This window comes from Streptomyces lincolnensis, assembly GCF_001685355.1.
GTDB lineage: Bacteria > Actinomycetota > Actinomycetes > Streptomycetales > Streptomycetaceae > Streptomyces > Streptomyces lincolnensis.
Genome location: NZ_CP016438.1, coordinates 6468790 through 6488638 on the forward strand (window position 1 = coordinate 6468790; position 19849 = coordinate 6488638).

17 protein-coding genes are annotated in these 19849 nt (G+C 69.8%); 11 read left to right on the top strand and 6 right to left on the bottom strand.

Annotated features, from left to right (window positions below):
* Window positions 1-34: 34 nt before the first annotated feature.
* Window positions 35-556 (top strand): DUF4245 domain-containing protein, encoded by a 522-nt coding sequence (locus SLINC_RS28950; RefSeq protein ID WP_067438810.1) that lies wholly within the window; start codon window positions 35-37, stop codon window positions 554-556.
* 97 nt (window positions 557-653) lie between these two features.
* Here the strand turns inward: SLINC_RS28950 and SLINC_RS28955 are convergent, their stop codons facing one another.
* The 5 genes from SLINC_RS28955 to SLINC_RS28970 form a co-directional block, all read right to left on the bottom strand.
* Window positions 654-1244, bottom strand: a complete 591-nt coding sequence (locus tag SLINC_RS28955; protein WP_067438813.1) for a malonic semialdehyde reductase — start codon at window positions 1242-1244, stop codon at window positions 654-656.
* Window positions 1245-1385: 141 nt separating this feature from the next.
* A complete protein-coding gene (locus tag SLINC_RS28960; protein WP_067438816.1) occupies window positions 1386-1646 on the bottom strand; it encodes an exodeoxyribonuclease VII small subunit in 261 nt (86 codons plus the stop codon).
* 38 nt (window positions 1647-1684) lie between these two features.
* Entirely contained in the window at window positions 1685-2893 is a 1209-nt protein-coding gene (gene xseA, locus SLINC_RS28965; protein ID WP_067438819.1) for an exodeoxyribonuclease VII large subunit, read from the bottom strand.
* A gap of 94 nt (window positions 2894-2987) precedes the next feature.
* On the bottom strand, window positions 2988-3128 hold the full coding sequence (locus SLINC_RS48135; RefSeq protein WP_159425368.1) for a hypothetical protein: 141 nt from the start codon (window positions 3126-3128) through the stop codon (window positions 2988-2990).
* Between the two features lie 70 nt (window positions 3129-3198).
* The gene (locus tag SLINC_RS28970) at window positions 3199-4569 is read right to left on the bottom strand and encodes an APC family permease (protein ID WP_067438825.1); all 1371 of its coding nucleotides are present in this window, start codon (window positions 4567-4569) and stop codon (window positions 3199-3201) included.
* Between the two features lie 117 nt (window positions 4570-4686).
* On the opposite strand from SLINC_RS28970, the gene SLINC_RS28975 reads away from it, so the two are divergent.
* Both SLINC_RS28975 and ppgK read left to right on the top strand, forming a co-directional pair.
* A complete protein-coding gene (locus tag SLINC_RS28975; RefSeq protein WP_182449217.1) occupies window positions 4687-5697 on the top strand; it encodes a 4-hydroxy-3-methylbut-2-enyl diphosphate reductase in 1011 nt (336 codons plus the stop codon).
* A 63-nt stretch (window positions 5698-5760) separates the two neighbouring features.
* Window positions 5761-6507, top strand: coding sequence for a polyphosphate--glucose phosphotransferase (gene ppgK, locus SLINC_RS28980; RefSeq protein WP_067438829.1), 747 nt, complete (start codon window positions 5761-5763; stop codon window positions 6505-6507).
* Window positions 6508-6546: 39 nt separating this feature from the next.
* Here ppgK and SLINC_RS28985 read toward each other — a convergent pair whose 3' ends face one another.
* Window positions 6547-7158 carry a DUF6542 domain-containing protein gene (locus tag SLINC_RS28985; protein ID WP_079164777.1) on the bottom strand — a complete coding sequence of 204 codons (612 nt, stop codon included), beginning with the start codon at window positions 7156-7158 and terminating at the stop codon, window positions 6547-6549.
* A gap of 209 nt (window positions 7159-7367) precedes the next feature.
* On the opposite strand from SLINC_RS28985, the gene ychF reads away from it, so the two are divergent.
* From ychF to ahcY, 8 genes are all read left to right on the top strand, one after another.
* Window positions 7368-8456 (top strand): redox-regulated ATPase YchF, encoded by a 1089-nt coding sequence (gene ychF / locus SLINC_RS28990; protein WP_067438836.1) that lies wholly within the window; start codon window positions 7368-7370, stop codon window positions 8454-8456.
* 153 nt (window positions 8457-8609) lie between these two features.
* Entirely contained in the window at window positions 8610-10028 is a 1419-nt protein-coding gene (locus tag SLINC_RS28995; protein WP_067438838.1) for an ATP-binding protein, read from the top strand.
* 461 nt (window positions 10029-10489) lie between these two features.
* Window positions 10490-11539, top strand: a complete 1050-nt coding sequence (locus SLINC_RS29000; RefSeq protein WP_067438841.1) for a methyltransferase — start codon at window positions 10490-10492, stop codon at window positions 11537-11539.
* Between the two features lie 270 nt (window positions 11540-11809).
* Window positions 11810-13030, top strand: coding sequence for a methionine adenosyltransferase (gene metK / locus SLINC_RS29005; protein ID WP_067438845.1), 1221 nt, complete (start codon window positions 11810-11812; stop codon window positions 13028-13030).
* A 23-nt stretch (window positions 13031-13053) separates the two neighbouring features.
* Window positions 13054-14046, top strand: a complete 993-nt coding sequence (locus SLINC_RS29010; RefSeq protein WP_067438848.1) for a carbohydrate kinase family protein — start codon at window positions 13054-13056, stop codon at window positions 14044-14046.
* Window positions 14033-17536 (top strand): methionine synthase, encoded by a 3504-nt coding sequence (metH, locus tag SLINC_RS29015; RefSeq protein ID WP_067438851.1) that lies wholly within the window; start codon window positions 14033-14035, stop codon window positions 17534-17536. Before SLINC_RS29010 ends, metH begins: the two co-directional genes overlap by 14 nt.
* Window positions 17533-18438 carry a methylenetetrahydrofolate reductase [NAD(P)H] gene (gene metF, locus SLINC_RS29020; RefSeq protein WP_067438854.1) on the top strand — a complete coding sequence of 302 codons (906 nt, stop codon included), beginning with the start codon at window positions 17533-17535 and terminating at the stop codon, window positions 18436-18438. The genes metH and metF overlap by 4 nt, the downstream gene beginning before the upstream one ends.
* On the top strand, window positions 18416-19825 hold the full coding sequence (gene ahcY, locus SLINC_RS29025; RefSeq protein WP_067438858.1) for an adenosylhomocysteinase: 1410 nt from the start codon (window positions 18416-18418) through the stop codon (window positions 19823-19825). The genes metF and ahcY overlap by 23 nt, the downstream gene beginning before the upstream one ends.
* Window positions 19826-19849 lie beyond the last annotated feature (24 nt).

Genomic DNA, 19849 nt, shown 5'->3' on the forward strand with positions numbered 1-19849 from the left:
GATGAGCGGACCGGGCACCTGCGACGATAGGGGCGTGGCAGGTTCGAACGGTAAGCAGAAGTCGGTCCGCAACATGGTCCTCTCGCTGGGGGTGACCATCCTCGCGGCGGGAGTCGTCTATCTCTTCGTCCCGCATGACGACTCCGCCCCGGACCTCCCGAAGGTCGACTACCGCGTCGAGCTGCTGACGGCCCGGCGCGCGGCCTCCTACCCGGTGGCGGCGCCCGCGGACCTGCCCGCCGGCTGGAAGGCGACCTCCGTGCGCTTCGACGGCCAGGAGTTCGACGTCTGGCATCTGGGCTTCCACACCTCCGACGGTCAGTACGTGCAGGTCGAGCAGTCGACTCAGAAGCCGTCGGCGTTCATCGACGAGGCCACCCAGGGCGGCGAGGAGTCGACGACCACCCGCCGCATCGACGGCCGGACCTGGACGCGCTACACCGGCGGCCGCTACGACGCCCTGGTCCTTGAGGAGAAGGGCTCGACCACCGTGGTGGCGGGCACGGCCTCGCTCGCGCAGCTGGAGGAGATGGCCGGGGCGCTCAAGACGGCCTGACGTACGCGAGTACGCGAGAAGGCCCCCGGCGCCGATGCCGGGGGCCTTTCTCATGCGTCACGCCGGGGGTGTGCCTCGCGGCGACAGGCGCCGAGGCTCAGACCGTGGTGACGACCTCGTCGTAGGTCAGACGCGGGGAGCGCGGGAACCAGGCGTCCTCGCCCGGCTTGCCGATGTTGACCACCATCAGGGGGGTGTGGTCGCCGTCCAGGAACTCCTTCTGGACGCCGGCGAAGTCGAGGCCGGTCATCGGGCCGGCGGCGAGGCCGGCGGCGCGGACGCCGATGATGAAGTACGCGGCCTGGAGGGCGGCGTTCAGCCCGGCGGCGCCTTCGCGGGCCGGACGCTCGCTGAAGAAGAGGTCCTTGGCCTGCGGGAAGTGCGGGAAGAGCTCCGGCAGTTCCTCGTGGAACTCGTTGTCCGCGGAGAGGATCGCGACCAGCGGGGCGGTGGCGGTCTTCGGCTGGTTGCCCTCGGCCATGTGCTGGACCAGGCGCTCGCGGGCCTCGGCGGAGCGGACCAGGGTGATGCGCAGCGGGCTCTGGTTGAAGGCGGTCGGACCGAACTTGACCAGGTCGTAGATCGCCTGCACCTGCTCGTCGGTCACCGGCTCGTCGGTGAAGGTGTTGGCGGTGCGGGCCTCGCGGAACAGCAGGTCCTGAGCGGCGGGGTCGAGAACGAGAGACATGATCAACCTTCTGGGGACGCACGTCGGACCCCGAAACGGACCGGGGACCGGTTGACGTCCTCGACGGTACGTCAGTGAAGTTCAACCTTCAACTAAAGCGGGGGTGTGGTGACCCGCTTCACAGGCCGGACATCCTGAGCCCTACTCGGAGGGCTCCTCGCCGGAGCCGTCCCCGTCCCCGGAATCCTCGGCGAGCGCCGCGTCCAGCCGGGCCCGCGCCCCGTCCAGCCACCGACGGCACACCTTGGCCAGCTCCTCGCCCCGCTCCCAGAGCGCGAGGGACTCCTCCAGCGTCGTACCGCCCGCCTCCAGCCGCCGTACGACCTCGATCAGCTCGTCCCGCGCCTGCTCGTACCCGAGCGCCTCGGTCACGGCCGCCGTCTCCTCCACCTTGCTGGTCATCCGCCCACCCTATGCACCGACTCGGACATCGAGATTCCCTACGACTCGACCCGGACGACGAACTCGCCCTCGGCCACCCGCGCCCGCAGCACCTCGTCCCCGGTCACCTCGCCGGGATCGCGCACGACATGCCCGTCGGACCTCTGGAGGACGGCGTACCCCCGCTTCAGGGTCGCGGCGGGGGAGAGGGCCACCACGCGCGCGTGGGTGTGCGTCAGCTCCGAGTCGGCGCGGTCGAGGAGATGCCCGACGGTGCGCCGGCCGCGGTCGAGCAGGGAGGCCACGTGGTCGGCCCGCTCGTCGATCATCCGGTGCGGATCCTCTATCGACGGCCGCGCCAGCGCGTGGGCGAGCCCGCGCTCCTCCCGGTCGACGAACGCCATGACACACCGCCGCGCCCGGTCCCGCAGCAACCGCACCCGCTCGTACTCCTCCCCGACATCCGGTACGACCTTCTTGGCGGCGTCGGTGGGGGTGGAGGCCCGCAGGTCGGCGACGTGGTCCAGCAGCGGGTTGTCCGGCTCGTGCCCGATGGCGGACACGACCGGTGTACGGCACTCGGCGACGGTCCGCACCAGCTGCTCGTCGGAGAACGGCAGCAGGTCCTCCACGCTGCCGCCGCCGCGGGCGACGATGATCACGTCGACGTCGTCGAGCGCGTCGAGCTCCTTGACGGCCTGCACGACCTGCGGCACGGCGTGCACACCCTGGACGGCGACATTGCGCACCTCGAAGCGGACGGCCGGCCAGCGGTGCCGGGCGTTCTCCAGGACGTCCCGCTCGGCCGCCGAGGCCCGCCCGCACACCAGCCCCACGAGCTGCGGCAGAAACGGCAACGGCTTCTTCCGCTCGGGCGCGAACAGCCCCTCCGCGGCCAGCGACTTCTTCAACCGCTCCAGCCGCGCGAGCAGTTCGCCCATCCCCACGGGCCTTATCTCGGCGGCCCGCAGCGACAACTGCCCCCGCGGCGCGTACCACTCGGGCTTCGCCTGGACGACCACCCGGGCGCCCTCGCTCACCACATCGGCGACCGCGTCGAACACCTGCCGATAACAGGTGACGCTCACCGAGATGTCGTACGACGGATCACGCAGTGTCAGGAACACGACCCCCGCGCCCGGCCGGCGCGACAACTGGGTGATCTGCCCCTCGACCCACACGGCACCGAGCCGATCGATCCACCCGCCGATGAGCCGCGACACCTCGCCGACCGGCAGGGGCGTTTCCGCGGACGTGTTGAGAGCCATGCCGCGAGCGTAACGCCAGGGTCCGACAACACACCGTCACCGCCCACCACCACTCGACGACCGACGGCGCCTGTCACGGTCGGCCCCGCTCGCGCTACCCGTCGGCCGGTCCGCGCCCCCGCTGTGCCACCAGCACCACCACCCCGACCGCGAACCACACCGCCCCGACCACCTGCGCCGCCCCCAACGCCTCCACGATCACGGCGATCGTGATCACCGCCCCCACGACCGGCACGAATACATGCCACGACCAGCCGGCCGGCCTGCTCCGCCGACGACGCGTGTCGCGGTCGACCCCGCTCGCGCTACCCGTCGGCCGGTCCGCGCCCCCGCTGTGCCACCAGCACCACCACCCCGACCGCGAACCACACCGCCCCGACCACTTGCGCCGCCCCCGACGCCTCCACGATCACGGCGATCGTGATCACCGCGCCCGCCACCGGGACGAGCACGTGCCGCCACCAGCTGACCGGGCCGCCTCGGCGCCGTACCGCGAACCAGGTCACCACGCTCGCGTGCAGGAGGGTGAAGGCCGTGAGGGCGCCGATGTCGACGACCGACACCAGGTGGTCCATGCCGTCGTCCCGGCGGGCCGCCCAGACGGCCGCGACCAGGGTGATGACGGCCGCGCACAGCAGGGCGATCCTCGGTACCCCGGAATCCGTCTTCGACAGGGCCCGCGGCAGCCGCCGGTCGCGGCCCATCGCGAACAGCAGCCGTCCCGCGGCCGCCTGGCCGGCCAGTGCCGCGAAAGCCGCCCCGATGGCCTTGCTCACGGCCACCAGATCGTGCAGCCACGTTCCGACCGAGGCGTCCACGGCGTCGTAGAACGCGGAACCCTGACGGCCGGGATCGGCCGCGAGCCGTGCCGAGGACAGCGGCTCCAGGAGCGCCACGAGGTAGGTCTGCGCGATGAACAGCACGCCCGCGAGGGCGAGACAGAACAGCACCGCCCGCGCCACCTTCCGCGAGCCGCCGGTGACCTCCTCGGCGAAGGAGGCGATCGCGTCGAAGCCGAGGTAGGACAGGACCGCGATCGACACCGCGCCGATCACCGCCGACAGCGCGAACGCCCCCTGCGAGCCGTCCCCGGACAGCGGCGACAGCCACCCCCGCTGCGCCCCGTCCCGCGCGAGGACGACCGCCGCGGAGACCACGAACACCAGCAGGACCACGATCTCCAGCGCCAGCACCAGAAAGCCCACGCGGGCCGCGACCCGTACGCCCCACAGGTTCAGCACGGTCGTGACGACGACCGCCAGCGCCGTCCACACCCACCGCGAGACCTCCGGGACGAGCGCGTTCATCGCGATCCCGGAGAACAGGTACGCCACCGCCGGGATGAGGAGGTAGTCCAGCAGTGCCATCCACCCGGCGACGAACCCGGCCTCCCGGCCGAGCGCCACGCGCGCGTAGGCGAACACCGACCCAGCCTGGGGGACCACCCGCACCATCTGCGCGTAGCTGAAAGCGGTGAACGCCATCGCGACGGTGGCGACGACATAGACGAGCGCGACCGCTCCGTGGGACTTCGCGTCCAGGGTGCCGTACACGCCGACGGGAGCCATCGGCGCGATGAACAGCAGCCCGTAGACGACCAGGTCACGGAAGCCGAGGCTCCGTCGCAGGCCCTCTCCCTCGTGGGCCGTACGTTCCGCCGTATCCGCCTGGGACATCACGCCTCCGCCGGTGCCTCGCCCGTCCCGCTCGTACCCACCCGTCACAGTCCACCGTCAGTCTCCCCACCATCCCGGCACCCACGCGATCTCCGACGCGCCGAACGCGGCCTTACGATGGGACGCATGACTGCTTCGCCTGGCCGCCGTGTCCTGCTCGCCGCCCCCCGGGGCTACTGCGCGGGTGTGGACCGCGCCGTGATCGCCGTCGAGAAAGCCCTGGAGCAGTACGGCGCTCCGGTGTACGTCCGGCACGAGATCGTCCACAACAAGTACGTCGTGCAGACCCTGGAGAAGAAGGGCGCCATCTTCGTCGAACGGACGGAGGAGGTCCCCCCGGGCAACATCGTCATGTTCTCCGCGCACGGCGTCGCCCCCGTCGTCCACGAGGAGGCCGCGCGCGGGCAGCTCGCCACCATCGACGCGACCTGCCCCCTGGTCACCAAGGTCCACAAGGAAGCCGTCCGCTTTGCCAACGAGGACTACGACATCCTCCTGATCGGGCACGAGGGCCACGAAGAGGTCATCGGCACCTCCGGCGAGGCGCCCGACCACATCCAGCTCGTCGACGGCCCCGAGGACGTCGCCAAGGTCGAGGTCCGCGACCCGTCGAAGATCGTCTGGCTCTCCCAGACCACGCTGAGCGTGGACGAGACGATGGAGACCGTCGACGCGCTCAAGGAGAAGTTCCCGCAGCTGATCTCGCCGCCCAGCGACGACATCTGCTACGCCACGCAGAACCGTCAGCTCGCGGTGAAGCAGATGGGCGCCGAGGCCGAGCTCGTCATCGTGGTCGGCTCCCGCAACTCCTCCAACTCCGTGCGGCTCGTCGAGGTCGCCAAGCTGGCCGGCGCCCGCGAGGCCTACCTCGTGGACTTCGCCAGTGAGATCGGCGAGGCCTGGCTGGAGGGCGTCACGACCGTCGGCGTCACCTCCGGCGCCTCCGTGCCCGAGGTGCTGGTCGAGGAGGTCCTGGAGTGGCTGTCCGAGCGCGGCTACGGGGACGTCGAACTGGTCAAGGCGGCCGAGGAGTCCATCACCTTCTCGCTGCCGAAGGAGCTGCGCCGTGACCTGCGCGAGGAGGCGGCGGCGCTGATCGCGGAGCGCACGAACCCCACGGGGGCGTGAGCCCGGTGCGCTGAGCGCCCCCTCGGGGGCGTGACTGTCAGTCCTCCGTCGTAACGTAGGGCCATGCAGATCTTCGGCGTGGACATCGGTGGATCCGGGATCAAGGGCGCCCCAGTGGACCTGGACAAGGGCGACCTGGCGGAGGAGCGCTTCAAGGTGCTCACTCCGCACCCGGCGACGCCCGACGGGGTGGCGGACGGCGTCAGGCAGGTCGTCGAGCACTACGGCTGGACCGGCCCGGTCGGACTCACCTTCCCGGGCGTCGTCACCGGCGGCGCCACCATCCGCACCGCGGCCAATGTCGACAAGAGCTGGATCGACACCGACGCGCGCGCGTTGTTCAGCGACCGCCTGGGCGGCCTGCCGGTGACGGTGGTCAACGACGCGGACGCGGCGGGCGTCGCCGAGATGAACTTCGGCGCCGGCCGGGACCGCAAGGGCACCGTCATCCTGCTGACCTTCGGCACCGGCATCGGCAGCGCGGTCTTCGTCGACGGCGTCCTCGTCCCCAACACCGAGCTGGGCCACCTGGAACTGCACGGCCACGACGCGGAGAAGCGCGCCTCCAGCAAGGCCAAGGAGGACGAGGAACTGACCTGGGAGCACTGGGCCCACCGAGTCCAGAAGTACCTCGCCCACGTCGAGATGCTGTTCTCGCCCGAGCTGTTCATCATCGGCGGCGGCGTCAGCCGCAAGTCGCAGAAGTTCCTGCACCACATCGAGGGCATCCAGGCCGAGCTCGTCCCGGCGCAGCTCCTGAACAACGCGGGGATCGTGGGAGCGGCGATGCGCGCGGCGAACCACGCCTGAATCAGCGCCTGAATCAGCGCCCGGGCCAGGCCCGGCGGGTCACGCGGTCGGGCGGTTCCTGGCGGCGACGGCCCGGCGGGCCATCAGGTGGAGCTTCCGTACGGTCGCGATGAGCCCGGCGACGAGTGTTCCGCCGTAGAGCCAGCCCGCCTGGGTCGCCAGGGCGGTGAACAGGCCCATCAGGCGGCCGCTCACCCCGCCGGTGTTGTCGGCCACGGGGAACAGGCCCACGGTGAAGGCGATGGGCACGATGATGGGGGCGGTCAGCAGGTCGCCCCGGCGGATCCAGAGCGCGGTCAGCGCGCACACCGGGACGAACAGCACGCCGTACACCGTCAGCGACGAGCCGAACAGCAGCGCGTCCACACAGCCGAGCAGGAACATCAGCGCCCCGCAGAACAGCCCGCCGCCGAGCCCGGTGAGCCGGGGGTTGGGCATCCGCCGTACGGCCTGGAGCAGGGGCGGGCCGGAGGGCCGTACCGGCGAGGGACGGCGCTGGGGCGCGTCGCCGCGGGGCGGCGCACCGGTTCTGCCGGGTCGCGCCGGCCGCTGCGGACGGGCGCTCGCGGCCCGAGCCGCCTGCGGCGGCAGGGGCGACGGCGCATCGCGTCGCGTTCCGTACTGCGGGGGTCGCGTCCTGTGTTGCTCCACTGGACCAACTTAGGTCGGTTTATGTGTCGAATCGGCCCTCAGACACGCCGTCGGCCAGACCTTGGCCAAGCGTTCGATACGTCGCCGGGGCGGGGCGGGTCAGCCCGTAGACTGGTGGATCGGACCCATGGACCGGCCCCCAGGGGCCGTCGCGCAGGTCCGCTCACGCCAGCCGCCCGCTCTCCTCTCTCACTCCGGGAAGTCGCACCGTGTCGCTCACGATCGGAATCGTCGGTCTGCCGAATGTCGGCAAGTCGACCCTGTTCAACGCCCTGACCAAGAACGACGTGCTGGCGGCCAACTACCCGTTCGCCACGATCGAGCCGAACGTCGGTGTCGTCGGCGTCCCGGACGCGCGCCTGACCAAACTGGCCGAGATCTTCTCCTCCCAGCGGATCCTTCCCGCGACCGTGGACTTCGTCGACATCGCGGGCATCGTGCGCGGCGCGTCCGAGGGCGAGGGCCTGGGCAACAAGTTCCTCGCGAACATCCGTGAGTCCGACGCGATCTGCCAGGTCATCCGTGCCTTCAAGGACGAGAACGTCGTCCACGTCGACGGCAAGGTCTCGCCGAAGGACGACATCGAGACGATCAACACCGAGCTGATCCTCGCCGACCTCCAGACCATCGAGAAGGTCCTGCCGCGCCTCCAGAAGGAGTCGCGCATCAAGAAGGACATCGCCCCCAAGGTGGCGGCGGTCGAGGCGGCCAAGGAGATCCTGGACGGCGGCCAGACCCTCTTCGCCGCCGGCATCAAGCAGGACTCCGACCAGGAGGCCCTCCTCCACGACCTGCACCTGCTCACCGTCAAGCCGTTCCTGTACGTCTTCAACGTCGACGAGGACGAGCTGACCGACGAGGCCTTCAAGGCCGAGCAGCGCGCCCTGGTCGCCCCGGCCGAGGCGATCTTCCTCAACGCCAAGCTGGAGGCGGACCTCGCCGAGCTCGACGAGGAGGAAGCCCTGGAGCTCCTCCAGTCGGTCGGCGTCGAGGAGGCCGGCCTCGCCCGCCTCGCCCACGTCGGCTTCAACACCCTCGGCCTCCAGACCTACCTCACGGCAGGCCCCAAGGAATCCCGCGCCTGGACCATCAAGAAGGGCGCCACCGCCCCCGAGGCCGCCGGTGTCATCCACACCGACTTCCAGAAGGGCTTCATCAAGGCCGAGGTCATCTCCTTCGCCGACCTCGTCGAAACGGGCTCGGTCGCCGAGGCCCGCGCCAAGGGCAAGGCGCGGATGGAGGGCAAGGACTACGTGATGCAGGACGGGGATGTGGTCGAGTTCAGGTTCAACGTCTAGCGGGTGCTCTGTCGCCACGTCGTTGGTCTGGCAAACACGCAGGTCAGAGGGGCCCGACTCTTTGGAGTCGGGCCCTGGTTCTTTCCCGCTCCGACAGGGTAACGTCTATGTTACTAACATTGTTGTTAGTGTCATGCGTGGAGGTCGGCAGACGTGGTGGATTTTGTGGGCCGTCGCCAGGAGCTGGCGACGCTGGAACGAGAGCTGCAGAAGGTGGCGGCAGGGGTTGGTGGGGAGCGGCCCGGTCGGTGCGTGATGTTGCGTGGGCGGCGCCGGGTGGGCAAGTCGCGACTGGTCGAGCGGTTCGCGGAGCGCTCCGGAGCCCCGTTCTTGTTCTATGCGGCGACCGGTGCGTCCCCCAGGGATGATCTGGCACGGCTGGCCCGGGACGCCCAGGCGTCGACGCTGCCGTTGGCGGGGCTGGTGGCCGCCGCGCGGCCGGAGAGCTGGGACGCCGCGTTCGATGTGCTGGCCGCGGCGCTGCCCGCCGACCGAGTGAGTGTGCTGGTCATCGACGAAGTGCCGTACCTGATGGATACCGATGGCGCCTTTGAGGGGATGCTGCAACGGGCCTGGGATCGGGTGCTGGAGACCAAGCCGGTGCTGCTGGTCCTCATCGGCTCCGATCTGTCGATGATGGAGGCACTGAACAGCTACGGACGACCCTTCCATCAGCGCGGCCGGGAGATGGTGCTGGGACCGCTGAACCCCGCCGAGGTGGGGCGGATGCTCGGGCTGGATCCGGCGGAAGCCTTCGACGCCGCGCTGGTCACCGGCGGGCTGCCGCTGATCTGCGCGGAGTGGCCGCGGGGCGTAGGGCTGTGGGACTTCCTCGGTGAGGCGCTGAGTGACCCGGTCTCGGCCCTGCTGGTGTCGGCCGAGCGTTCGCTGGCTGCCGAATTTCCCCCGCAGGCTCAGGCGCGTACGGTGCTGGCGGCCATCGGCAGTGGTGAGCGGACCTTCACCAACATCGCTCGTGCAGCCGGCGGAATCGGGGCCACGCCGCTGCAGCGAGCGCTGGGGCTGCTCACCGACAAGCGGATCGTCGCCGCGGAGCTGCCCGTATCGCTGCGTCCGTCGAAGGATCGCCGCTACCGGGTGGCAGATCCCTACCTGCGGTTCTGGCTGCACCTGCTCGGCCCCTCCATGGAGGAGATCGAGCGGGGGCGGGGCGATCTGACCTTGGCGCGGATCCGGGAGAACTGGACCAGCTGGCGCGGCCGGGCCGTCGAGCCCCTTGTCCGCGAGGCCCTGGCGCGGATACTGCCGGACGACCGGCTTCCCGCGGCCCCCGCGGTGGGCGGCCACTGGACCCGTACCAACGACGTCGAGATCGATATCGTCGGGGCGGACCGCGCCCCCATTGCCAAGGAGCTGCTCTTCGTCGGCTCCATCAAGTGGCTGGAGCAGTCGCCCTTCGACGGGCACGACTTGGCCGCTCTCCATCGGCACCGGGCCGCCCTCACCGACGAACCTGTTCCCGTCGTGGCGGTTTCGCGCAGTGGAGTCGACTGTCCGGGGCTTGACGCCACCTACGGTCCCGGCGACTTGCTGGCCGCCTGGCCTCTGTGAGGGGCGGATGGCAGACCTGGCACCGGAGTTGGGGAGCGTGATCAGGCCAACCGGGACATGGCCGAAGAGTTGATCGAGCGGGCCCCCGCGAGGGGGTGAACCTGGTGGGTGAGGGCGGCCTGCTGTCCGGGTCGGACATTCCGGCAACCCCGACCCGCCACCGAAAACGAAGAAGACCTTCGCCCGGCAGCTCGTCGACCGCCTTGTCGGCCCAGCCGCATACGCCGGGGGCGCGCTGCGCAGCTCAACTGCCCGGCTCTGGGCGAAGCCCGTACTGGGCACCCCCGTAGACCACGTGAATACGTGATGTCCTGGGCCTCCCGCGCGGACAGGCTGTTCTCAAACCTCTGCTGGTGGTTGGCCGGGTTCCCTCCCGGATGACGAACGCGCTTCCACCGGAAGTCACGCCTGGAATACGCCCAGGCGTTCAGCACGCACTGACACTGGGAGGCAAGAGAACAATGCCCAATGCTTCGACCGACCCGCGGACCCGTTCCCTCGAACCGCTGCGTGAGCTCTACTACGCCCACTACCGGTTCCAGTACCTGAGCGCGGCCTGCCAGTTCGGGCTCTTCGAGCTGCTCGGCCGTGAGCCCGGCCTCACCCGGGCGGAGATAGCCGTCCGGCTGGAGATCGAGGAGCAGCCGGCCCGTATCCTGCTCCTCGGCTGCACCAGCGCAGGTCTGCTGCGCAAGGAGGACGACCGCTACTTCAACTCGCCGGTCTCCGAGCCGCTGGCCGGCAAGCTGGACGATGTGCCCGCGGCGTTCGTGCCGTGGGAGCAGCACATCAACTACCGGCCCATGGCCTGGTTCTACGAGTCGCTGAAGGCGTACTCCAATGTCGGTCTGCAGCGCGAGATCCCCGGCGACTCTCCGACGCTGTACGGGCGGCTCGCTCTCGACTCGCAGCAGGAGACCGTCTTCCACAACATGATGGGCTCCGTGAGCCGGCTGGTGGCCGAGGAACTGGTGGAGCACCTGGACCTGTCGGGGTACACGCACCTGCTCGACATCGGCGGCGGCACCGCCGTGAACGCGACGCACCTGGCGCGCCGTTGGCCCCACCTGCGCATCACCATCGCGGACCTGCCCACCGTCGCGGAGCGGGCGAACGAGAAGATCGCCTCTCTCGGTCTGAGCGACCGGGTCCGCGCGATCGGCCTGGACGTGTTCGAGGACGAGTTCCCGCAGGGCTGCGATGCCGTGCTCTTCGGGCACTTCCTGGAGATCTGGTCCATCGAGCGGAACAAGGGGCTGATCGCGAAGGCCGCCCGTGCCGTCGAGCCCGGTGCCGGCATCTTCGTGGTCACGCCGGAGGCGCACGACGACGACACCGGTCCGGATGTGGCCGCGGCCCTGTCCGCGTACTTCCTGACCGTCGCCTCCGGCGAGGGCATGGTCTACACGTGCCGCGAGTACGAGGAGTGGTTCTCCGAGGTCGGCTTCGAGCCGTCCGGACGGCTCTCCGTCGGCATCGGTGACGCGGTCATCACCGGTACCAAGCGCTGAACATACTTCGCGACGCCTGCTTCTCGGGGTCTTCGAAGCCGGCCGGTGCGCCGTCCTGCCTCCCCTCCGGCGGCGCCTGCCGTTCCCGCACCACCTTCCAGGTGGGAGAAGCCCGCGGCCCGAAGGGCCGCGGGCACCGGGAGCGGAGTGCACGCCTCACCTTCGAAGAACGCTTCTTGAGCACGCGGACCCGTCAGAGGCAGGCGTCGCGGAGGTGCCCACCCCGCGCCCCCCGCTCCTCGATTCCTTGCGGCAAACACCTGGAGAGACATGTCTCGTCGTCTGTTCACCTCGGAGTCCGTGACCGAAGGGCATCCCGACAAGATCGCCGACCGGATCAGCGACACCATCCTCGACGCGCTGCTGAGCGAGGATCCGGCCTCCCGCGTCGCCGTGGAAACCATGATCACCACAGGTCAGGTGCACATCGCGGGTGAGGTCACCACCCGCGCCTACGCACCGGTGGCCCAGCTGGTCCGCGACACCGTCGTGGGTATCGGATACGACTCGTCGGCCAAGGGCTTCGACGGCAACTCCTGTGGCGTATCGGTGTCCATCGGCGCCCAGTCCCCCGATATCGCGCAGGGCGTCGACTCGGCGTACGAGAAGCGCATCGAGGGCCTTTCCGGTGGCGAAGAGGACCGGCTGGACCAGCAGGGTGCCGGCGACCAGGGTCTGATGTTCGGCTACGCCACCGACGAGACGCCGTCGCTGATGCCGCTGCCCATCCATCTGGCGCACCGGCTGTCCGAGCGCCTGTCGGCCGTGCGGAAGGACGGGACCGTCCCGTATCTGCGTCCCGACGGCAAGACTCAGGTGACCATCGAGTACGAGGGCAGCAGGCCGGTACGCCTGGACACGGTCGTCGTGTCCTCTCAGCACGCCGCCGGCATCGACCTGGACCTGCTGCTCACCCCCGACATCCGCGAGGAAGTCGTCGGCCACGTCCTGGATCAGCTCGCGCAGGACGGCATCAAGCTCGACACCGAGGGTTACAGGCTGCTGGTGAACCCCACCGGCCGGTTCGAGATCGGCGGTCCGATGGGCGATGCGGGCCTGACCGGCCGGAAGATCATCGTCGATACGTATGGCGGCATGGCCCGGCACGGCGGCGGGGCCTTCTCCGGCAAGGACCCGTCGAAGGTCGACCGTTCCGCGGCGTACGCGATGCGCTGGGTGGCGAAGAACGTGGTCGCGGCCGGTCTTGCCACCCGCTGTGAAGTGCAGGTCGCGTACGCCATCGGCAAGGCCCGCCCGGTGGGTCTCTTCGTCGAGACCTTCGGCACCGCCGTGGTCGCCACGGACAGGATCGAGGGGGCCATCGGCGAGGTCTTCGACCTCCGCCCGGCCGCGATCATCCGTGACCTGGACCTGCTGCGGCCCGTCTACGCGCAGACCTCGTCGTACGGACACTTCGGCCGCGAGCACCCGGACTTCACCTGGGAGAGCACGGACCGGGCCCCGCACCTCAGGTCAGCTGCGGGCATCTGACCTGTGCAACCGAAGGAGTTCCCATGCGTATCGCGGTGACCGGGTCCATAGCAACCGACCATCTGATGACCTTTCCCGGCCGGTTCGCCGACCAGCTGCTCCCCGGCCAACTGGAGCACGTGTCCCTGTCCTTCCTGACCGACCGCCTGGACGTGCGCCGGGGCGGAGTCGCCGCCAACATCGCCTTCGGCCTCGGCGGTTTCGGTCTGTCCCCGCTGCTCGTCGGGGTGGTCGGTACGGACGGCGCCGAGTACATGGTGTGGCTCAAGGAGCACGGCGTCGACACCGGGGGAGTGCGGGTCTCCGCCGAACACGGGACGGCCCGTTTCATGTGCATCACCGACCAGGATGCCAACCAGATCGCCGCGTTCTACGCGGGCGCGATGGCCGAGGCCGGTGAGATGGATCTGCGGGCGCTCATTGCCGCAGACGGGCGCCCCGGCCTGGTCCTGATCTCGCCCAACGACCCGTCGGCGATGCTGCGGCACACCGCCGAGTGCCGCAGCCTCGGCCTCCCCTTCGCCGCCGACCCCTCGCAGCAGCTGGCCCGGCTGTCCGGCGAGCAGATCCGCGATCTGGTGGACGGCGCCACCTGGCTGTTCACCAACGAATACGAGGCCGCGCTGCTTCTGGAGCGCACTGGCTGGAGCCGCCGCGACGTCCTCTCGACCGTCGGCACCTGGGTGACCACCCTGGGCGGCAACGGTGTGCGCATCAGCCGCTCCGGACAGCCCGTACTGACCGTCCCCGCCGTCCCCGGCGCCCGCATCACCGATCCGACGGGTGTCGGCGACGCCTTCCGCGCCGGCTTCCTGGCCGGCATCAGCCGACAGGTGCCCCTGGAGCCCGCGGCCCGCCTGGGCTGCGCGCTGGCCGCGGTGGCGCTGGGCGCGGTGGGTTCGCAGTCGTACGAGGTCGACCCGGACCGGCTGTCCGCCACCCTGGAGCAGGCATACGGCCCCGGTGCCGCCCTCGCGCTCGCCCCCGTACTCGGGAGCAGCCATGCAAGCCGATAGCCGCTCCCGCAGCTCCGCGCTCCGCGAGGCTCTCGCCTCCCGCGTGGTGGTCGCCGACGGTGCGATGGGCACCATGCTCCAGTCGTACGACCCGACGCTGGAGGACTTCCAGCAGCTGGAGGGCTGCAACGAGGTCCTGAACGTCACCCGCCCCGACGTCGTCCGGTCGGTGCACGAGGAGTACTTCGCGGCCGGGGTGGACTGTGTGGGCACCAACACCTTCGGTGCCAACTTCGCCGCCCTCGCCGAGTACGGCATCGAGGACCGGGTCTTCGAGCTGTCGGCCGCCGGCGCCCGGATCGCCCGCGAGACCGCCGACGGCTTTACCGCCGGGGACGGCCGGTTGCGCTGGGTGCTGGGCTCGATGGGCCCCGGCACCAGACTGCCCACCCTCGGGCACACCTCGTACTCCACCCTCAGGGACGCGTACCAGCAGAACGCCGAGGGCATGATCGCCGGCGGCGCGGACGCCCTGATCGTGGAGACCACGCAGGACCTGCTGCAGACCAAGGCCGGTGTCATCGGCGCCCGCCGCGCCCTGGAGGCCGCAGGCGCCGATCTGCCGCTGATCGTGTCGGTCACCGTGGAGACCACCGGCGCGATGCTGCTCGGCACCGAGATCGGCGCGGCCCTCACCGCGCTGGAGCCGCTCGGGATCGACCTCATCGGCATGAACTGCGCCACCGGCCCCGCGGAGATGAGCGAGCATCTGCGCTACCTGGCCCGCCATGCCCGCATCCCGCTGACCTGCATGCCGAACGCCGGCCTTCCGGTGCTCACCAAGGACGGCGCCCACTATCCGCTCTCCCCGGCGGAACTGGCCGACGCCCATGAGAACTTCGTCGCCGACTACGGTCTGTCCCTCGTCGGGGGCTGCTGCGGCACCACGCCCGAGCACATGCGGCAGGTCGTGGACCGGGTCCGCGGCAAGGTCCCTGCGGCCCGGAGCCCGCGGCCCGAGCCGGGCGCCGCCTCCCTCTACCAGACCGTGCCGTTCCGTCAGGACATCTCGTATCTGGCGATCGGTGAGCGGACGAATGCCAACGGTTCGAGGAAGTTCCGTGAGGCGATGCTGGAAGCGCGCTGGGACGACTGTGTGGAGCTGGCCCGCGAGCAGACACGTGAGGGCGCGCACATGCTCGACCTGTGCGTCGATTATGTGGGCCGGGACGGTATCGCCGACATGAGCGAGCTGGCCGGGCGCTTCGCCACCGCCTCGACCCTGCCGATCGTCCTCGACTCCACCGAAGTCGATGTGATCGAGGCCGGGTTGGAGCGCCTCGGCGGCCGGGCGGTCATCAACTCCGTGAACTACGAGGACGGCGACGGCCCCGAGTCCCGCTTCGCGAAGGTCACCGAGCTGGCGCAGGAGCACGGCGCCGCGCTGATCGCGCTGACCATCGACGAGGAGGGGCAGGCCCGCACCGTCGAGAACAAGGTCGCCATCGCCGAGCGGCTGATCGAGGATCTGACGGGCAACTGGGGCATCCACGAGTCCGACATCCTCATCGACACCCTGACCTTCACCATCTGCACCGGTCAGGAGGAGTCCCGAGGGGACGGCGTCGCGACGATCGAGGCGATCCGTGAGCTCAAGCGCCGCCACCCGGACGTACAGACCACGCTGGGTCTGTCGAACATCTCCTTCGGTCTGAACCCGGCCGCGCGGATCCTGCTCAACTCGGTGTTCTTGGACGAGTGCGTCAAGGCGGGCCTGGACTCGGCGATCGTGCACGCGTCCAAGATCCTGCCGATCGCCCGCTTCACCGAGGAAGAGGTCCAGACGGCCCTCGACCTCATCCACGACCGCCGCGCCGAGGGCTACGACCCGCTCCAGAAGCTCATGCAGCTCTTCGAGGGCGCCACCGCCAAGTCCCTCAAGGCCGGCCGGGCCGAGGAGCTCGCGGCCCTCCCGCTGGACGAGCGCCTCAAGCGCCGCATCATCGACGGCGAGAAGAACGGACTGGAGGCCGACCTCGACGCGGCCCTCCAGGACCGCCCCGCCCTGGACATCGTCAACGCGACCCTCCTGGACGGCATGAAGGTCGTCGGCGAGCTGTTCGGCTCCGGCCAGATGCAGCTGCCGTTCGTCCTCCAGTCCGCCGAGGTCATGAAGACCGCGGTCGCCTACCTCGAACCGCACATGGAGAAGACCGACGACGAGGGCAAGGGCACCATCGTGCTCGCCACCGTCCGCGGCGACGTCCACGACATCGGCAAGAACCTCGTCGACATCATCCTGTCCAACAACGGCTACAACGTGGTGAATCTGGGCATCAAGCAGCCGGTCTCGGCGATCTTGCAGGCCGCCGAGGAGCACAAGGCCGATGTGATCGGCATGTCGGGTCTGCTGGTGAAGTCCACGGTGATCATGAAGGAGAACCTGGAGGAGCTCAACCAACGGAAGATGGCCGCCGATTACCCGGTGATCCTCGGCGGTGCGGCCCTGACCCGCGCGTATGTGGAGCAGGACCTGCACGAGATCTACGAGGGTGAAGTCCGCTACGCCCGCGACGCGTTCGAGGGCCTGCGCCTGATGGATGCCCTGATCGGCGTCAAACGCGGCATCCCCGGCGCAGCGCTCCCCGAGCTCAGGCAGCGCCGCGTACCGCAGCGCGCCGCCGTGCCGGTCGAAGACCGCCCCGAACAGGACAGCGTCCGCTCCGACGTCGCCACCGACAACCCCGTGCCCACACCTCCCTTCTGGGGCAGCCGGGTCATCAGGGGCATCCCGCTGAAGGACTATGCCTCCTGGCTGGACGAGGGCGCCCTGTTCAAGGGCCAGTGGGGCCTGAGGCAGGCCAGGACCGGCGCCGGACCGACGTACGAGCAACTGGTGGAGACGGAAGGAAGCCCTCGGCTGCGCGCCCTGCTCGACAAGCTGCACACCGACGGCCTGCTGGAAGCCGCTGTGGTCCACGGCTACTTCCCCTGCGTGTCCAAGGGCGACGACCTGATCATCCTCGACGAGGACGGCACCGAACGCACCCGCTTCACGTTCCCGCGCCAGCGTCGCGGCCGCCGTCTGTGCCTCGCGGACTTCTTCCGCCCCGAGGACTCCGGCGAGACCGACGTCGTCGGCCTGCAGGTCGTCACCGTCGGCTCGAAGATCGGCGAGGCCACGGCCGAGCTCTTCCAGTCCAATGCCTACCGCGACTACCTCGAACTGCACGGCCTGTCCGTGCAGTTGGCGGAGGCACTCGCCGAGTACTGGCACGCCCGGGTCCGCTCCGAGCTCGGCTTCTCCGGTGAGGACCCGTCCGCCATGGAAGACATGCTCGCGCTCAAGTACCGCGGGGCACGCTTCTCGCTCGGCTACGGGGCCTGCCCCGACCTGGCGGACCGCGCGAAGATCGCCGAACTGCTCCAGCCGGAGCGCATCGGGGTCCACCTGAGCGAGGAGTTCCAGCTCCACCCGGAGCAGTCGACGGACGCCATTGTCATCCATCACCCCGAGGCGAAGTACTTCAACACCGGAGCGGCCCGATGACCACCCTTCGGGAACTGCTGGCGACCGGCGAGCGGTCGTATTCCTTCGAGTTCTTCCCGCCCAGGACCGACAAGGGGGCCGAGACGCTGTGGCGGGCGATCCGCCGCATCGAGCCCCTCGCCCCCGCCTTCGTCTCCATCACGTACGGGGCCGGTGGCTCCTCCCGGGACCGTACGGTCGAGATGACCCGGGCCATCTCGGCGCACACCACGCTGCGGCCGGTGGCCCACCTGACCGCTGTCGGGCACTCGATCGGCGAGCTGCGGCAGATCATCGGCCAGTACGCCGACGTCGGCGTCCAGGACATCCTCGCGCTGCGCGGCGACCCGAACGGCGATCCGAACGGACCGTGGCGGGCGCACCCCGAGGGCCTCACATATGCCCACGAGCTGGTGTCGCTGGTCCGCTCCTGCGGCAGCTTCGGCGTCGGCGTGGCCGCTTTCCCGGAGAAGCACCCGCGCTCGCCGGACTGGGAGAGCGACATCCGGCATTTCGTGGCGAAGTGCCGGGCGGGGGCGGACTTCGCGATCACGCAGATGTTCTTCGACGTGGAGGACTATCTGCGGCTGCGGGACCGAGTGGCGGCCGCGGGCTGCGACACCCCGGTCATCCCGGAGATCATGCCCGCCACGGACGTCCGCCAGATCGCCCGCTTCGCCGAACTGAGCCACGCCACCTTCCCCGAGCACCTGGCCCAGAGCCTGGAGGCGGCCCGCGGCAACGAGGCCGCCGGCCACCGCATCGGCGTCGACCACGCAACGGCCATGGCCGAGCGCCTCCTGCACGAGGGGGCGCCCGGCCTGCACTACATCACCCTCAACAAGTCCACAGCGACCCTCGACATCCACCGCAACGTCACCGGCTCAAGGAGTGCCCCGCATGCCGTCGCAGTCGCCCGCTGACCTGACCGATTCCAAGGTCGCCGATCTGTCGCTGGCCGCCTTCGGCCGCAAGGAGATCGAGCTGGCCGAGTACGAGATGCCCGGCCTGATGGCGATCCGTGAGGAGTACGCGGCATCGCAGCCCCTCGCCGGCGCCCGGATCACCGGCTCCCTGCACATGACCGTACAGACGGCGGTGCTGATCGAGACCCTGGTCGCCCTGGGCGCCGAGGTCCGCTGGGCCTCCTGCAACATCTTCTCCACCCAGGACCATGCCGCCGCGGCCGTCGCGGCGACCGGGATCCCCGTGTTCGCTTGGAAGGGCGAGACGTTGGAGGAGTACTGGTGGTGCACCGAGCAGGCGCTGACCTGGCACGGCCACCCGGGGCCCAACATGATCCTCGACGACGGCGGCGACGCCACACTCCTTGTGCACAAGGGCGTCGAGTACCAGAAGACCGGTGATCTGCCCGAGGCGTCCAACGAGGAACTCGCCGTGGTCCGCGCGCTGCTGGAGAGCAGCACGCTCGACTGGACCGGGCTGGCGTCCGCGATCCGCGGCGTCACGGAGGAGACCACGACGGGCGTGCACCGGCTGTACGAGATGCACCAGGTCGGCGCGCTGCTCTTCCCCGCGATCAACGTGAACGACTCGGTGACCAAGTCGAAGTTCGACAACAAGTACGGCTGCCGGCACTCGCTGATCGACGGCATCAACCGGGCCACGGACGTGCTGATCGGCGGCAAGACCGCGGTCGTCTGCGGCTACGGCGATGTCGGCAAGGGCTGTGCGGAGTCGCTGCGCGGCCAGGGCGCCCGTGTGATCGTCACCGAGATCGACCCGATCTGCGCGCTGCAGGCCGCGATGGACGGCTACCAGGTTGCTCGGCTGGACGAGGTGGTGGAGACGGCCGACATCTTCGTCACCACGACCGGCAACAAGGACGTGATCCTGGCCTCCGACATGGAGCGGATGAAGCACCAGGCGATCGTCGGGAACATCGGCCACTTCGACAACGAGATCGACATGGCCGGCCTCGCGCAGATCCCGGGCATCGTCAAGGACGAGGTCAAGCCGCAGGTCCACACCTGGACCTTCCCCGACGGCAAGAAGCTCATCGTGCTGTCCGAGGGCCGCCTGCTGAACCTGGGCAACGCGACCGGCCACCCGTCCTTCGTGATGTCGAACTCGTTCGCGAACCAGACGATCGCGCAGATCGAGCTGTTCACGAAGCCCGAGCAGTACCCGATCGACGTGCACGTGCTGCCCAAGCACCTCGACGAGAAGGTCGCCCGCCTCCACCTGGACGCGCTCGGCGCGAAGCTCACGGAACTGCGCCCGGAGCAGGCCGCGTACCTCGGGGTGCCGGCCGAGGGCCCGTACAAGCCGGAGCACTACAGGTACTGAGCGGCCGGCCCGAGGAGGCCCGGC

What these genes read in the sequence shown, in the direction of transcription:
- SLINC_RS28955 (WP_067438813.1), bottom strand. Translation starts at nt 1,244, where the DNA reads ATGTCTCTCGTTCTCGACCCCGCCGCTCAGGACCTGCTGTTCCGCGAG.
- SLINC_RS28960 (WP_067438816.1), bottom strand. Translation starts at nt 1,646, where the DNA reads ATGACCAGCAAGGTGGAGGAGACGGCGGCCGTGACCGAGGCGCTCGGG.
- xseA (WP_067438819.1), bottom strand. Translation starts at nt 2,893, where the DNA reads ATGGCTCTCAACACGTCCGCGGAAACGCCCCTGCCGGTCGGCGAGGTG.
- SLINC_RS28970 (WP_067438825.1), bottom strand. Translation starts at nt 4,569, where the DNA reads ATGTCCCAGGCGGATACGGCGGAACGTACGGCCCACGAGGGAGAGGGC.
- SLINC_RS28975 (WP_182449217.1), top strand. Translation starts at nt 4,687, where the DNA reads ATGGGACGCATGACTGCTTCGCCTGGCCGCCGTGTCCTGCTCGCCGCC.
- ppgK (WP_067438829.1), top strand. Translation starts at nt 5,761, where the DNA reads ATGCAGATCTTCGGCGTGGACATCGGTGGATCCGGGATCAAGGGCGCC.
- SLINC_RS29000 (WP_067438841.1), top strand. Translation starts at nt 10,490, where the DNA reads ATGCCCAATGCTTCGACCGACCCGCGGACCCGTTCCCTCGAACCGCTG.
- metK (WP_067438845.1), top strand. Translation starts at nt 11,810, where the DNA reads ATGTCTCGTCGTCTGTTCACCTCGGAGTCCGTGACCGAAGGGCATCCC.
- SLINC_RS29010 (WP_067438848.1), top strand. Translation starts at nt 13,054, where the DNA reads ATGCGTATCGCGGTGACCGGGTCCATAGCAACCGACCATCTGATGACC.
- metH (WP_067438851.1), top strand. Translation starts at nt 14,033, where the DNA reads ATGCAAGCCGATAGCCGCTCCCGCAGCTCCGCGCTCCGCGAGGCTCTC.
- metF (WP_067438854.1), top strand. Translation starts at nt 17,533, where the DNA reads ATGACCACCCTTCGGGAACTGCTGGCGACCGGCGAGCGGTCGTATTCC.
- ahcY (WP_067438858.1), top strand. Translation starts at nt 18,416, where the DNA reads ATGCCGTCGCAGTCGCCCGCTGACCTGACCGATTCCAAGGTCGCCGAT.